This is a genomic window from Tropicimonas sp. TH_r6 (genome assembly GCF_033101155.1).
Classification (GTDB): Bacteria; Pseudomonadota; Alphaproteobacteria; order Rhodobacterales; family Rhodobacteraceae; genus Tropicimonas.
The window spans coordinates 235,466-250,575 of sequence record NZ_JAWMPX010000003.1; the positions used below are offsets into that span (position 1 = coordinate 235,466).

Consider the following 15,110-nt stretch of genomic DNA (forward strand, 5'->3'; position numbering starts at 1 on the left):
CGCGCCTCCTTCTCAGCCGTGACGCATGGAATACATGGGGTGCCGCGCGGCGCAAGGCGTCACGAGGGCGGCGGATCGTCGTCAGGGAAGAGGCGGAACACGAGCGGCGCGCAGGTCACGACGAGGATGACCCGGAAGATATGGTGCAGCACGATATAGGTCAGGTCCGCGCCCGCAATGATGGCGAGCACAACCATCTCGCCCTGCCCGCCCGGCAGGAAAGCGAGGAACGCTTCGAGCCCGGGCGCGATGCCGGCACGGGCGACAAATTCAATGAAGGCAAGGCTGATCGCGCCCAGGAGCAGCGAATTGACGACGCCGGCCAGCACGGTCCAGCGCAGTTCGGCCAGAGTCACGCCTGTATATTTGGCCCCAACCGCGATGCCGATGAAAAACTGGCACGCCCAGATCATCTCGGCCGGCGGGCGGTTGTGGATGAGCCCCGCGAGGCTCAACACAGCGGCAAAGATCATCGGGCCGATAATCGAGGCGCCGAAGATCTTCAACCTCAGCGCGATACGCCAGCCTCCGAGCCCCGCCAGCACCATCAGCGCGATCTCGACGGGTGGTATTTCCGCCGCCGGACGGCCTGGCCGGGTCGTGAGGTCGACGTTCCAGATCAGGCTCAGCAGGACCGGCGCGAGGCTGACCAGCAACAGGATCCGCGTCGCATGGACCAGCGACAGCACCCGGAGATTGGCCCCCGCCTCCTCGCCATAGACCACGATATCCTGCAGGCCGCCAGGCATGGCCGCATAGTAGCTCGTGACGCGGTCGAAGCGGAAAACGCGCCTCAGCAATGGATAGCTGGTCACCCCGATCACCAGGATAAAAAGCGGGATCATGGCGAGAGAAAGCGCCATCTCGGGAGCGCGTGAGACCACGTCCGGGCTGATCGAGGCCCCGGCCGCCACGCCGAGAATCGTCCGGAACACCGTACCGATCACCCCCATCCCCTCAAGGCGCGCACCGCCGAGCGCGCAGAGCAGACAGGCGAACATCGGCCCAAGCAGAAATGGCAGCGGCAGGCCCAGCCAGTGAAAGACCCCCGCCCCGGCGAGGGCTATGCCGGCGGTCTGCCCTCTCCGGGCGATCTGCGACTGGTATGGCGACACGGCTCCGGGTTCCCTTCGGATATCGTCTTGGACGCTCGCGGCGCGATCGACAATGCGACAGCAAAGCCCGGCCGTTCCGTCAGACGCGTGGCGAAAATTGATTCATCGCAATGCAAAATAGTATTCAATTCGATATATACTGGACTCGGAAGCTCGTCAGGATGTGAGTGGCCTGACGATGTGAGCGCATCCGCTTCCACAAGGGGTGCTCCCGCGATTTCGGGAGCTCCCCGTTTTCTGTCGTTTCGATGCGGCAGACGCGCCTCACATTCCAATCGAACATGAAGACGCGGCGGTTCTTCTCTTGGCCTTCCGGTTTTCACCCCATACCAATTGTCCCAAATGCCGGTGCGCCCCTGCCTTGCCCCGGTTGGTAATGTGATTGCGGAGAAAGCTGAATGAACACCCGTCCCCTGGCCCTTGCGGCTGCCATGCTGTCGATCCTCGGCGCCTGTACCGAAATGCCTGTCGAGGACGGTGGTGGGCCGCTTCCGGGCTTCGTGGACCTGCCGGAGAACGTGGTTGCTCTTGCGGCACCGAGCCAGGACCTGAACCGGGTGAGGGTCGCGCCGGAGGATGGCTGCTACTGGTATCAGTGGACCGGTCCTGTCGAGACGACCTTCCTGCCCCTGCGCAGCCGTGACGGCCGGCCGATCTGCACCGTGTCTCAGGACGCGGCAGCGCCGCAGAGTTAAGTCAAAGCCTCTAGGATCTTTCGGCCGGCTCAGGGTGAGCCCCGGCCGGAGGATCGGTCCAGCGCAGGAGGCCGGCCATAGAAGCGGTCGAAACGGTCAGGTGGGGCTACTGTGCCAGCACCGGACAGCGGGCTGACAGCTCGACATCTGGTTCCTGCCTGCTCCCGGTCAAACCCGCGAGAAATTCCAGAGTTTTGAGCGCGGACACCCGCAAACTCCAGACCGCTGGTGCGGTCCAGTGCTGGCAGTGCGGGATTGTATCCGTTAATTCGTGCTGTCCGGCGTCGCGCCTCGAAGGGCTGCTGCCAGCCCCTCGCAACACGCCAACCAGGGCGCGTTATCAGCTCGCGGCGGTCACGAAAGTCTCACCGGGATGCAGCGTTGCCGTCGTGCCGGTGGAAACCTGGTCATAGAGACCGATGATATGCGCCATGACCATACGCACGCAGCCCGAGCTGGCGCGGCTTCCGATGGACCGCGAGAGCGGCGTGCCGTGGATGCGCAGATATGTGTCGCGATTGCCGACATAGAGATACAGCGCGCGCGAACCGAGCGGGTTGCTCGGGCCGCCGGGCTCGCCGTCGGCAAATTTCGCGTAGATATCCGGCTGACGCTCGACCATCGCCGCGGTTGGCGTCCAGGACGGCCATTTCGCCTTGCGCTTGACCGTGTAGGTGCCCGGCTCATAGAGCCCCCCGCGCCCGATTGCGACGCCATAGCGGGTCGCCGAGCCGTCATCCTGTACGTGGTACAAATAGCGGGCGACCGCGTCGACATGGATATCGCCCGCGTTCAGACCGGGATGCGCTTCAACCCGGCGCGGCAAGAAGCGCGGATGAAGACCCCAGGGGTTGGACGTCGAGGGATCGAAATTCGCGGGGGTAACCTGCGCGTCCCAAGCCGCCCACTGGTCGGTAGCGGCGAAGACGGGCGAGGCAATCGGCTGCGAAAACAATGCGGCGGCCGAGATGACGAAATGACGTCGGCTCAACATGGTGGGTCCCTTTCTCGGTCACGGACTCAACGGAATAACGGAACTTCCGCTCCTACCGCCGTTTTTGTGAATCACCAATGATTCGCGATCCGATGCACGCGATTGTGTGTTCATGATGCCGCAGCGCGAACAGGCAACACCGCCCTATTCGGCAGGCATTTCGGCAAGACCCGCCGCGTTGCGCACGGATTTGGAACGCTGCCCCCCCACCAGGCGAAGGTGAAATAGATCACGGTGCACCAGATGGTCAGTTCGTAGAACAGCTCGCGTTTCACGAAATAGGCATAGAGATCAGGGCTGTTGAAGAGCACGCGCCATGCAAGCACGGCCGGCACCATCAGACCGATCACGATCCACACCACCTTGATGAGTTTCGACAGGGGCCTGGTATCGTGGATCGGCTCCAGCACTTCCCGCGCCGCGAGACCCGTGTGATGCACCGCGACCGCCGTACCGAATTCCGCAAGCCGGGTTTCGGCCTCCGGCCAGCTTCCGCCCGCCCCGGCTCGCTTCGCCAGCATGGTGTCGCAGAGGATGGAGACGACCCAGGTCGGCACGAAGAGATAGTAGAAGGGGAAGAGATTGACGATGTTAAGCCCGAACCCGAAGATCAGCGAGATCCCCCAGGTGACCAGCGCCGGAACGTTCTGACGAGGGCCGCTGAGCTTGTACCAATAGGTCTTCATCCCGATGCGCGGGAAGAGTTGTTGCTCGGCAAAGACAATGCCGCCAATCGGGACCAGCAACAGCCCTGCACAGGTCACCAGCGGCAAGAAGGAACGGTAGATGATCGGAAAGCAGCTTCCGACCACGACCACGGCGCCAACCATCAGCGTGACCTTGCCGCGATGGGTGTTGGGAAAGACGGCCTGAGCCGCGAGACCCGCGCGGTAGAGATTGGAGTTGGCGGTGGTCCAGTCGGCGACGATGACGATCACGAAGCCCGACAGCGTGGTGTAGCCGGTGAGCGACTCGTTCAACGCCGGGACCAGCACCATACCGCCAGCGGTGAACATGACCATGAGCCAAGGCGCGCAGATCGGGGCAAATTCACTGAGAACGTTGAATCCGCAATAGGCAACGAGCACCGCAATCACGCTGGCGGAGGCGGCGATCAGAATGAAGGCGGGGCTGGTCGGATAGGGCATGATCTGGGGCGGGATGCCGAAAAGCGCGCGCAGTGCGGTCGCGGAGACGGTGATCATCGCCGCCGAAATCACCACGAATATCAACACGTTTGCACCGTTGTAGAGGCGAGAGAAGGTCTCGCCGATATTCTGTTCGAGATAAGTGTAGAGGCTGAGCCGCGTCTTGACGGCAATCGGCGCGGTGATCAGCCAGAAGCTGAGAACGGCCAGCGTGTTGCCGATGAGCAGGCCGATCAGGATGTCATGGATCGTCGCGCCGAGCGCCATGAAGGCGGCGCCGATCACGAACTCCGTCGCCGCGACATGTTCGGCGGCATAGAGCCCGAGGAAATGGCCCGGCCCGTGCAGGCGGTGCTCGGGAACCGGAAGTTGCTCATCATCCTTCCGGGCAATGGTCTCGGAAAGGTCTGTCTGGTCGGTCATGTGTCTTGTCCGAAAATCCTGCCCTTGCGGGGTGCGGAGCTCACTCCGCATTCATGAAACGAGCGCGTTCGATCACCTTCTCGGAGACCCATTGCGCATTGCGCAGCGCCTGCTGCGTCGAGATTTCGCCGGCGAGCGCCCTGGCGAATTGCGTTCCCACCGCCGTCGCAATGCCGGGGAACTCCGGGATGGCGACAAATTGGATCCCGGTATAGGGCAGTCCTCGACAGACGGGCGCTCGGGCTCGGCGGTCTCGATGGCGGTCAGCACGGCCTTGGCGAAGGGCGCGGCGGCGAGATAGTCCGGCGTCTCGTAGAGCGACTTGCGCGTGCCCGGCGGGACTTTTGCCCAACCAGACTCGGTGGCGACCCGCGCCGTGTAAGCCGGTGAGGTTGCCAAGTCGCCGAAGCGGAGCGCGGCGTCTTGGCTCGGCGCGCCCTCCGGGATTGCCAGCGCCCAGGCCCAAAGCCAGTTGCTCCGCCGCCCCAGCCCGCGATCGGGCGCCTGCGCGAAGCCGACCTTGCCCGCGACGGTGGAGTCGTCGGGCGCGCTGACGGCCGAGGCGGGCACGGTGGCTTCGATCCAGATCCCGCAACGCCCTTGCTGGAACAGCTCCAAAGTCTCGAGATAACCGTTTTCTGCCGCGGTCTCGGGGCCGAAATCCCGCAACAGCTTGACGTAGTCATTCGCCGCGCTGGCCCAGGCTTCGCTCTCGAATTGCGGTTGCCAGTCCATGTCGAACCGGCGCGCCCCATAAGAGCCCGCCATGGCCGAGATCAGAGCGATATTCTCGCCCCAGCCCGGCTTGCCCCGCAGACAGATACCATGCACCTCCGGGTCGAGCGCGTCGATCCTCGCGGCAGCCATTCGGATGAGATCCCAATTCGGCGCGGCGGGCATTTCCAGCCCGGCCTCGGCGAAGAGATCGGTGCGGTAGATCGTGAAGGAGGAGTCGCCGTAGAACGGCGCGGCATAAAGCTGGCCGTCACGGCTCAGCGCGGCGCGGATCGGCGCTAGCAGGTCATCCACCGCATAGCTCTCCGGCAACCCGTCCAGCGCCGCGAGCCAGCCGCGTTCGGCCCAAATCGGCGCCTCGTAAGTGCCGATGGCAACGACGTCGAAGCGGCCGCCGCCGGTGGCAATATCGGTCACGACGCGCTGGCGCAGGTTGTTCTCGTCCAGAACAACGAATTCGAGTGCGATGTCCGGGTTCTGCTCGGTGAACTCCGGTGACAGCCGCTACAACCGCTCCATGTCCGGGTTGGCAACCGTCGCAATGGTCAGAACCGTCTCGGCACTGGCCGGAAAAGCAAGCACCGACAAAAGGGCGGCCCTGTGAATTGCACGTCTGCTTGGCATGTCTCCTCCGGTTCGACTGGTGTCCATCGCAGAAAACAGTTCCCGCCGCAGGCGACGTCGAGCATTTGCTTCAGTTTTGCCCCTGTCCTCAACGAAAACCCATCTGCCCGAGTCCATGGTTTTCACTCAAGGCGACAAATTGCATCTGCTCGACTCTTGCAAGCGATCCTGAGGCCGAAGACTAAAAGATGGCCGCCAAACATCTCCAGACCCGAAGGACAAACACCCTCCTGAGACAGCCTTTGGCGCGGCAACCTGGCACACCCAAGTCCCCATCGCTGGACGGCCCATATGCTACCGTCGCCACCACGACCGAAGAAGCATTCCCGACCTCAGGCGGTTTGGAACCCGACGCCGCGCGCCACTTTTCTCGCGCGCGACGCGAAGAGCGCCGATCCTGGCGCCGAGAGGCGGGTCGCGCCCAGGGTGACGACCCGTGCGCCGCTGCCGAGCTTGAACCGCGCAAGACCCGGCGTTGTCCGCGTGTCGATCAGGTCCAGGTCGAGTTGCTTGCAGCCCTGCCGGGCCAGCCAGCGCTGCGCTTCCCACAGGAGAAGAGTATGCGCGCCCGTGGCGCGCCCCTCCGCCCCCGACCAACCGATATGGTAGCTCGCGCATGCGCCGTGACGCAGGAAGAGCATTGCAGCGACGGTCTCGCCGGCTTTCTCCGCCGTGAAAAGTCGCGCCGCCTTGCGGCCGCCCTGAGCGATCCAGGCAAGGGTGAATTCCTTCGGCAGGCGACGGTAGCGCCGCGCGCGGGCCTGCGCTTCCTCCCGTTCGAGCAGCCAATGCCTCGGATCAAGCGGCATCGGCATATGCCGGATCTCTAGCCCCGCAGCCTCCGCACGCACCAGACGATTACGCCATTTGCCATGCTGGCGGGCGCGCATCTCCGCTGCGCTGGCGTCAAGATCCAGCGTAGCGAAATGGCAAGGCGTCATCGCTTCCAGCCAGCCACTGCCTGCCATCGGGTCTTCCCCGTCGCAGGACTCGGGCGTGACGGCGACAATGCGGTGGCGTGCGCGCAGAAGATCCAGCAGGCGCAGCAGAGCCTCGCGGCGCCGATGTACCGGCATGACCGGCCCCCAGACCGGCCCACGGGACAACAGTGCCGCCCGCCCCAGAAGCGGCACGGGCCGTTCCAGAACCTGCGCGGCCCCCAGCACGCTGCCGTCGGGTCCGGTCAGTTCATACCAGCGCGCAACCGAACCAATCAGCCCGCAGGCCGCGCCATAGGTCGGGTGTTGCTGCATGGGCGCCAGCGCCCCCTCGGGGAGACGCGGGCGGTCCGTCACGATCCAGTCGCTCATCATGACCGCATTAATTCCCTGCAAACCTAAGGCATGGTTAATGAACCTATGAAACCGTTCCTGAAACAGGCCGCGCCCCCGGTGCTCGGCATCGACACCGCCCCGCCCCGCCCAACCTTTCGCAGCGCGCTCTGGCTTGCCTGCGCGCTCTCCGTCCCGGTCTTCCTCATGCTCGGGCTTCTGGAGCTGCTTGTCCGGTTGGCGTTCTGAGCGGTTTTCCCCTTTTCCTCCGCCCTGACGCCCATTAGAGCGAAACCTCCCGGCCGGTCCTCGATCCGTCACGGAGACGCGCATGTCCCGTGGCACGAGAGGCAGACGGCCGGAGAGCAGAGCAGGAGACACCGCGTGGCGCATATCATTGTCGTCGGCAACGAGAAGGGCGGGTCGGGCAAGTCCACGACCTCGATGCATGTGGCAACCGCGCTGGCGCGGATGGGCCACCGGGTCGGCACGCTCGATCTCGACCTGCGCCAGCAGAGCCTTGGCCGCTATATCGAGAACCGCCGCGCCTTCTGCGCCAAGGACGGCCATTCCCTTGCGGTGCCAGACTATATCAACTTGCCCGAGATCGCGCCCGAGGACGTGCCTGAAGGCACCAATATCAACGATCACCGCCTTTCCCTCGCGGTTCAGGAACTCGAGGCCAAATCCGATTTCGTCCTGATCGATTGTCCCGGCTCGCATACCCGGCTGAGCCAGCTCGCCCATGCGATGGCCGACACGCTGATCACGCCGCTCAATGACAGTTTCGTCGATTTCGACCTGCTCGCCCGGACCCGACCGGAAGACGGCGCCATTCTCGGCCCCTCGGTCTATTCCGAGATGGTCTGGTCGGCCCGCCAGACCCGCGCGCAGGCGGGGTTGAAACCGATCGACTGGATCGTCACCCGCAACCGGCTCGGGTCACAGCAGATGCACAACAAGCGCAAGGTCGGCGAGGCGCTCGGCAAGCTGTCGCGCCGGATCGGCTTCCGGGTTGCGCCCGGCTTCAGCGAGCGGGTCATCTTCCGCGAGCTTTTCCCGCGCGGCCTCACGCTGTTGGACTTGCGCGACATCGGAACGGACCGCCTGAACCTGTCCAATATCGCCGCCCGCCAGGAGGTGCGCGACCTGATCAAGACATTGTCGCTTCCGGGTGTGAAGGTCACGTTCTGACCCCTCTGACCTGCGGCCGGATCTCTGCCAAGAGGCCTCCGATCGTCATCCGGAATGCACGCGCGCAATGTTGCCGGATGCCGTTTTCTCATGACATCGACCGACCCGTTTCGCAACCTCCGGGCAGACGCGCCGCGCGCGATTCCAGGGCACCACCGGCCATGCATGCGGGCCAACCCAGTTCAATCCATCTGTTGAAAGATTACCGACCTGCGCATAAAGATCATTCATTTGCGGCCACAGGGCGTTTCAGGACCACACCCCATGAACCACATGCGCACCAATTCAGACGATGCGAGAGGGACGTCAGGCGGTCCTTCCGGCAACTACGAACTCGATGTGCTCTCCCTGTTTCGGACGCTCTGGTACGGCAAGTGGCTGATCCTGCTTGGAATCCTGGTGTTCGGCTTTTTGGGGGGCTACTACGCCTTCGTGCTTGCCGAGGAACGGTTCAGGACAGCAGCCATTGTCGAGGTCATTTCCGACGAGGTTTCGCCGATCAATTTCGACAATCTCCTCTCCGGCTCCTCGACCGACAGCGCAACGCTCAATACCGAGATCGAGAACATCAAGTCGCGGGAGCTGGCCGAGAAGGTTGCAACCCGGCTCAACCTGATTGAAGACCCGTTTTTCAACACCGCGTTGCAGGAGAAATCCGAGTTTTCGAAAGCCGTCCGGGCAACGCTCTCGCAACTTCGCGGCAATACGGACGGGACGCCGAAAACGCCCGAGGAGGTCGAGGCGTACCAGTTCCGGGAAACGGTCAATGAACTGCGCAAGACGCTGACCGTCATGAACGAGTTTGACACCTACCTGTTCAAGATCTCGGCCACCGCCAACACACCCATCCGCGCTGCCGAAATCGCCAATACTCTCGCCAATGTCTATATCGAACAGCAACTTGACGATAATGCCACGGACGCCCAGCAGGCGATCAGCTGGCTGTCGGACCGTGCGCGCGAACTGGAAGAGGAGGTTCGCCAGAAAGAACGCCAGATCACCGAACTGCAATCGGAAACCGATCTGGTCAACCGTGACTCCCTCGACGTTCTGAACCTGCAGACGAAAAAGTTCCGCGAACGGCTCACCGAACGCAAGGGCGACCTCGAACAGGGGCAGCAGCGCGTCGCCTCTATGGAGGCGGCACGGGATAGCAGCAGCAAGGCGCAGATTCGCGAGACCTTCACCGATTTCACGATCGACAGGATCGCCCAGCCGCTTGAAGAGGATCTGAGCGGCGATCCCGATGCCAAGGTTGTGCTGATGCGACGGCTGGAGACGCTGATCCTGACGGAGCAGAACAAGGTCAATCGCGCCAATGATGAAATCAGCGCCCTGTCCCGATCGCTCGAAAGCCTCGAGCTCCAGCTCGAGAGCCAGAATGCCGATCTGCAACGGCTCGAACAGATGCAGCGCGAACTGGAGGTCACGGCCGATCTCTACCAGACCTTCCTGACCGGCATGCAGGAGGCAACGGTTCAGCTGGGCCTTGTCCGCGCGGAAGCCCGTATCATGTCCGCCGCGCTGGATCCCCTGCGCCCGGTCTCGCCGCGCCGACTGCGCATTCTCGCGGCGTCGCTCCTGCTCGGCGCCTTTGTTGCCTCCGCCTACCTGTTGCTGCGCGAAGCCTCCCAGAGCGGGCTGCGCTCGGGAGACGAGCTTGAGGCAGCGACCGGACGGCCGGTGCTGGGCCAGATCCCGAAACGCGCCTCGCGCCGCCGTGTCCAGGTGATCGAGTATGTCGCCAAGCGGCCGACCTCGGCCATGGCAGAGGCGGTCCGAAACCTGCGGACCTCCATCGTCATGTCGCGAGAGGGCGACCCTCCCAAGGTAATCCTGACCACCTCCGCCGTGCCCAGCGAGGGCAAGACGACCGTCTCGCTGCTGCTGGCGCAGAACTATTCCGGTCTCGGCAAGCGAGTGCTGCTTATCGAATGCGACATCCGCCGCAACGTTTTCAACGAGTATTTCGTCAACGAATCCGGCACCGGCATCATGACCGTGCTCGAAGGCAAGCAATCTCTCCAGGAGGTCGCGGCCTATAACGAGAAGCTTGGCGCCTATGTGCTGCGCGGACAGGAGACCAAGGCCAACCCCGCTGACCTCTTCTCCTCCGATGCCTTCACGAAGCTGATCCAGCAGGCGCGCGAGGAATACGACGTGATCCTGATCGATTCCGCGCCTGTCCTCGCTGTTCCGGACGCGCGGATCATCGCCCGTCACATGGATGCGATCCAACTTGTCGTGCGTTGGAACCATACGCCCAAGTCGCAGGTCCTCGAGGCAATTCGCCAGATCGAGATGACCGGCAACCGGGTGTCCGGTGTAATCCTGTCGCAGGTCGATCCGAGGGGGATGAAACGTTACGGATATGGCAAGGGCTACGGCTACGGCTATGCCGATTACAACAAATACTACAAATCCTGACCTCTTGTGGAGCGGACAGGGCCTCGCGCAGCGAATGGCAATGTGCCATCGCTTGCCCTCCCGTCATCCCCTGGCAGCAACAGATGCGGGAAGACCCTGACCCTTGCGATTTCTGCGCAAAAGCCTCGACAGCGATTCCCGTGACCTGATCACGAGCGCCGGCATGGCCTTCGCCCTTCGCGGCGCGGGCGCTGTTCTGGCCTTTGGTTTCAACGTCGCCATCGGCCGGGTTTTCGGCGCCGAGGGGACCGGCCTCTTCTTCACTGCGCTGGCAATGGTGGTCATCCTCTCCGCCATTTCGCGGCTCGGGCTCGACAACGCGATGCTTCGTCTCATCGCCGCCTCCGCCGCCATCCCGGACTGGGCGCGGGTCAACGGTGTGTTCCGGATCGGCATGCGCAGCGCCACGCTGGCCAGCCTTGTGCTGGCTGCCGCCCTGCTCGGACTGGCCGCGCCGCTGTCGGAACGGCTTTTCGATACGCCCGAATTGACGAGGCCGATGCAACTCATGAGCCTTGGCATCGTCACGTTCTCCCTGATGATGCTGCTCTCCGAGAGCCTCAAGGGCCTGAGCCGGATCCCGCAGGCCATGCTCGTCTCCGGCGTGCTCTGGCCGCTTTTCGGTATCCTGCTTGTCTGGCCGCTCGCACAGGCTTTCGGACCTGACGGCGCCAGCCTGACCTATGTCGGGGCAACCGGCGCGGCCGCGCTGTGCGGTTGGCTGATGTGGCGCCACCTGCGGAACGACACCCCCGCCGACACAGCAGTCGCCCCCGAGCTCTGGTCCTCCGCGCGCCCGCTCTGGGCCATGGCGATCATCACCACCGGTCTCCTGCCCTGGGCTCCGATCCTGCTGCTCGGCATCTGGGGCAGCGCCAGTGAAACCGGCCTGCTGGGTGTCTCGACCCGGGTGGCCAACCTCGTCGCCTTCTTCCTTGTCGCGGTCAATAACGTGCTGGCGCCAAGATTTGCGGCCCTCTACCAGATGGACGAAACCGCGCGTATTCGCCAGCTGGCCCGACGCTTTGCCCTGCTGACAGCGCTCGCCGCGTCACCGCTGCTGCTGGTGCTCATCTTCGCGGGCGATGTTGTCCTTGCCCTGTTCGGCCCCGAGTTCACAGACGGCACCACGATCCTTGCCATCCTCGCGGTCGGGCAGGCCTTCAACGCCGCCACCGGCTCCGTGGGCGTCCTGTTGATGATGACCGGCAACGAGCGCGCAGTCCGCAACGGCGCCCTGCTCGCCGCCGCAATCGTCCTTGTCGCATCGGTGGTGCTGATCCCGACCCTCGGCGCGATCGGCGCGGCCATCGCGGCGGCGGGCGCCGTAATCGCAATGAATCTCTTCTCTGTCTTCATGGTCCGGCGTAAGCTCGGGTTTTTGGTGATCCCATGGATCCGCTGAGCTGTGCACTCATGCGGGCCGCCCGTTTGCACACCGCCTCTGGCTTGCCTCTCGTGGAGTTTCTCTATGCGCATTCTGCTCGCCCATAACAATTACATCGTCCAGGGCGGCGCCGAGGTCTTCTTCCACGAGGTTGCTCGCGTGCTGGAGGCCAACGGGCACGAGGTGCTCCGCTTTTCGGCCGCCGAGCCCGGGCTTGACGATGTGTCCCATGCCGAGCATTTCCCCTCAGCCGCGGAATACAAGTCCGGCACATTGCTGTCGCGCACGCTGCAACTGCCGAAGATGATCTACAACCGGGAGGCGAAGGCCGCCTTCGCGCGCATGATCGAGCGCTTCAAGCCGGATGTCATCCACGCCTTCGCGATCTATATCCGCCTGACGCCGTCGATCCTCGATGCGGCGCGCGAAGCGGGCGTTCCGGTCGTTCTGAGTTGCAACGATTACAAACATATCTGTCCCAATTACAAACTCTTCCACCACGGACATATCTGCGAGGATTGCAAGGGCGGGCGCTTCTACAAGGCGCTCGCCAATCGCTGCTGCCACGGATCGCTCACCGTCAGCGCGGCAAGCATGACAGAAGCCTATTTCCACGAGTGGAAGAACCTCTGGCGCCGGAATGTCTCCATGTTCCTCTTCGCCAGCCGCTTCATGGCGGACAAGACCCTCGACTTCTGGGGCGAGGACAGTGTCCGGATCGACTACCTTCAGAACCCGTTCGACGCCGACAAATACCATGTCGATGCCAATGTCGGCGATTACATGCTCTATTTCGGTCGCCTGATCGACGAGAAAGGGGTCGATACCCTGGTCGATGCGGCCGAACGGGTCCCGGAGATTCCGGTCGTTGTCGTGGGCGACGGGCCGGATCTGGAGAAGCTCGAAATGCGGGCGCGACAGCTGGACAACCTGCGCGTCGTCGGACCGGCCTGGGGCGCGGACCTTGCACAGTGGCAGCATGGCGCGCGCGCGGTTGTCGTGCCCTCGATCTGGCACGAGAATTTCCCATACGTGATCCTCCAGGCATTCGCCGCCTCGAATCCGGTGATCGGCACCAGACGCGGCGGCATTCCCGAACTGATCGAGGCAGGTCCGCATGGCTGGACCTACGAGGCCGGCGATGCGGAGGCGCTGGCGGCACTGATGCGCGAGGTTCGCGACATGCCCGATGCCGAGATCGCCCGGATGGGGGCGGCCGCATGCAGGTACACGCATCTTTCTTTCTCTGATGCCGCAATCTATGAACGTCTCCGGAAAATATACGGACAGGTAATCTCGTGAAGATCCTAATTCTGGGGGGGAGCGGTTTCATCGGCTCCCACGTCGTGGACCGGTTGCTCGCCACGGGCCATGACGTCCGGGTCTTCGACCGTTCGCGGGAGCGGTTTCGGCCAACGCCCGCAGGGGTCGAGTTCGTCGCGGGCGAGCTCTCCGACAGCGCCAGCCTCATCGAGGCGCTCGCCGGGATCGACATGGTCTTCCACATGGTCAGCACAACCGTGCCCGGGACCGCCAACATGGACCCGATCGCCGATATCCGGGACAATCTGATCGGCTCGGTCCGGATGCTGGAGCTGATGCGCGCGCAGGCGGTCACACGGCTGCTCTATCTCTCCTCGGGTGGCACGGTCTATGGCATCCCCGGGCGCAACCCGGTTCCGGAAACCCACCCGATCGCGCCGATCTCCTCCTATGGCATCGTCAAGGCCGCGGTCGAGAACTACATCCGGATGGAAATCGACCTGCACGGGCTGCGCGCGGTCGTGCTGCGCCCGTCCAACCCCTATGGCCCGCGGCAGGGGCATGGCGGCGTACAGGGCGTGATCGGCACCTACATGCATCAGCTCGCGCATGGAGAGACACTGAATCTCTGGGGCGATGGCAGTGTCGTGCGAGATTTCATCCACGTTCACGACCTTGCGCGCCTCTGCGTCACCAGCGCCGAACAGGACATCACCGGCACGTTCAATGCCGGCGCCGGGGAAGGGCATTCCCTGCGCGAGATTATCGACGGTATCGCCACGGTCTCGGGGCGCCCGGTCGAACCCGTCATCCGGCCCGGCCGCGCCATAGACATCCCCCGGATCGTACTCGACACGAGCGCCGCCCGAGACGCTTTCGGCTGGCAACCGGCGGTCGCCTTCAAGGACGGGCTGCGCGACACTTGGAAATGGGTCCTGCAGCAGCAGGACAAGGCGTCATGACACGGCTCGCAGGGCAGCGCGTTCTGATCGTCGCGGGCGAACCAAAGGCCGGGACGACATCTCTTTTCGACTGGCTCGCCCACCATCCCGATATCTGCGCCTCGACGCTGAAGGAGACCCGCTTCTTTCTCGACGCGGATTACCCCCTGTCGCGACCGGAAGGGTTTTCCGGTGACAATCTGGACGCCTATGCCGCGCTCTTCGCCGATGCCGGGAAACCCGTCTGGCTCGAAGCGACCCCGGATTACATGTATTGCGAAACCTTTCGACAGGTCGCGACGCTTTTGCCGGAGGCCCGCGTGGTTGTGCTGCTGCGCGATCCCGTCGACCGGTTGATCTCCGCGTACCGGTTCTTTCGGCAGCGCGGCCTGCTCGCCAACGGGCTCTCCTTCGATGACTGGATTGCGCAACAGGGTGACCTTGGCGTCGCGCCGGACACGCCGGTCGCGTTCCGGACGCTGGACCAGTGCGACCTTGGCAAGTACCTGCCGCCCCTGCGCGCCGCGTTTGGACCCCGCCTGCTGGAGATCGGCTTTGCCGAGCTGAAATCCGAACCGCAATCCGTGCTCGACCGTGTCTGTGCCCATTGCGGGCTGGCGCCCCTGCCGCTCGATCCGGCGCGTTTCGCTGCCAGCAACCAGACAACCAGGGCCCGGCATCCTGGCACGACACGCGGTTTCAACAGGCTGCACCGCCTCCTGTCCCAGAAGACGCTCGCAGCACCGAAGCTGCGCGCCGCGTTGCGTCCGGTCGCGCGAGGGATCCGGGGCGCATTGACCTCCAGCGCACCGCCCGAGACGATCCATCCCTCGGCGCACAGCCTCGAAATCATCCGCCGTCACGCTGGCGCGGGTGCGCCGGCCAGGATCTGA

The 15,110-nt window shown here is 63.8% G+C and carries 12 protein-coding genes and 1 pseudogene; 8 read left to right on the top strand and 5 right to left on the bottom strand.

What is annotated here, in order from left to right; all coding sequences use genetic code 11:
* Window positions 1-59: 59 nt before the first annotated feature.
* A complete protein-coding gene (locus tag R3X27_RS05125) occupies window positions 60-1,115 on the bottom strand; it encodes an AbrB family transcriptional regulator (RefSeq protein WP_317707751.1) in 1,056 nt (351 codons plus the stop codon).
* A gap of 398 nt (window positions 1,116-1,513) precedes the next feature.
* On the opposite strand from R3X27_RS05125, the gene R3X27_RS05130 reads away from it, so the two are divergent.
* On the top strand, window positions 1,514-1,810 hold the full coding sequence (locus R3X27_RS05130) for a hypothetical protein (RefSeq protein WP_317707752.1): 297 nt from the start codon (window positions 1,514-1,516) through the stop codon (window positions 1,808-1,810).
* Window positions 1,811-2,150: 340 nt separating this feature from the next.
* Here the strand turns inward: R3X27_RS05130 and R3X27_RS05135 are convergent, their stop codons facing one another.
* The 4 genes and pseudogenes from R3X27_RS05135 to R3X27_RS05150 all read right to left on the bottom strand — a co-directional run bounded on the left by R3X27_RS05135 (window position 2,151) and on the right by R3X27_RS05150 (window position 7,047).
* Complete coding sequence (locus R3X27_RS05135) at window positions 2,151-2,804, bottom strand: L,D-transpeptidase (RefSeq protein ID WP_317707753.1); 654 nt, start codon at window positions 2,802-2,804, stop codon at window positions 2,151-2,153.
* Window positions 2,805-2,914: 110 nt separating this feature from the next.
* Window positions 2,915-4,375 (bottom strand): hypothetical protein, encoded by a 1,461-nt coding sequence (locus R3X27_RS05140; RefSeq protein WP_317707754.1) that lies wholly within the window; start codon window positions 4,373-4,375, stop codon window positions 2,915-2,917.
* Window positions 4,376-4,415: 40 nt separating this feature from the next.
* Window positions 4,416-5,734: pseudogene (locus R3X27_RS05145) on the bottom strand (ABC transporter substrate-binding protein).
* A 332-nt stretch (window positions 5,735-6,066) separates the two neighbouring features.
* Complete coding sequence (locus R3X27_RS05150) at window positions 6,067-7,047, bottom strand: GNAT family N-acetyltransferase (RefSeq protein ID WP_317707755.1); 981 nt, start codon at window positions 7,045-7,047, stop codon at window positions 6,067-6,069.
* Between the two features lie 30 nt (window positions 7,048-7,077).
* On the opposite strand from R3X27_RS05150, the gene R3X27_RS05155 reads away from it, so the two are divergent.
* From R3X27_RS05155 to R3X27_RS05185, 7 genes are all read left to right on the top strand, one after another.
* Window positions 7,078-7,254, top strand: coding sequence for a hypothetical protein (locus tag R3X27_RS05155; protein WP_317707756.1), 177 nt, complete (start codon window positions 7,078-7,080; stop codon window positions 7,252-7,254).
* Between the two features lie 135 nt (window positions 7,255-7,389).
* Window positions 7,390-8,199 (top strand): division plane positioning ATPase MipZ, encoded by an 810-nt coding sequence (locus R3X27_RS05160; RefSeq protein ID WP_317707757.1) that lies wholly within the window; start codon window positions 7,390-7,392, stop codon window positions 8,197-8,199.
* A gap of 264 nt (window positions 8,200-8,463) precedes the next feature.
* The gene (locus R3X27_RS05165) at window positions 8,464-10,626 is read left to right on the top strand and encodes a polysaccharide biosynthesis tyrosine autokinase (RefSeq protein ID WP_317707758.1); all 2,163 of its coding nucleotides are present in this window, start codon (window positions 8,464-8,466) and stop codon (window positions 10,624-10,626) included.
* A 103-nt stretch (window positions 10,627-10,729) separates the two neighbouring features.
* A complete protein-coding gene (locus tag R3X27_RS05170) occupies window positions 10,730-12,031 on the top strand; it encodes a polysaccharide biosynthesis C-terminal domain-containing protein (protein WP_317707759.1) in 1,302 nt (433 codons plus the stop codon).
* A gap of 66 nt (window positions 12,032-12,097) precedes the next feature.
* Entirely contained in the window at window positions 12,098-13,315 is a 1,218-nt protein-coding gene (locus R3X27_RS05175; RefSeq protein ID WP_317707760.1) for a glycosyltransferase, read from the top strand.
* Window positions 13,312-14,238 carry an NAD-dependent epimerase/dehydratase family protein gene (locus R3X27_RS05180; RefSeq protein ID WP_317707761.1) on the top strand — a complete coding sequence of 309 codons (927 nt, stop codon included), beginning with the start codon at window positions 13,312-13,314 and terminating at the stop codon, window positions 14,236-14,238. The genes R3X27_RS05175 and R3X27_RS05180 overlap by 4 nt, the downstream gene beginning before the upstream one ends.
* Window positions 14,235-15,110: a sulfotransferase gene (locus R3X27_RS05185; protein ID WP_317707762.1), complete on the top strand. Its 876-nt coding sequence runs from the start codon at window positions 14,235-14,237 to the stop codon at window positions 15,108-15,110. Before R3X27_RS05180 ends, R3X27_RS05185 begins: the two co-directional genes overlap by 4 nt.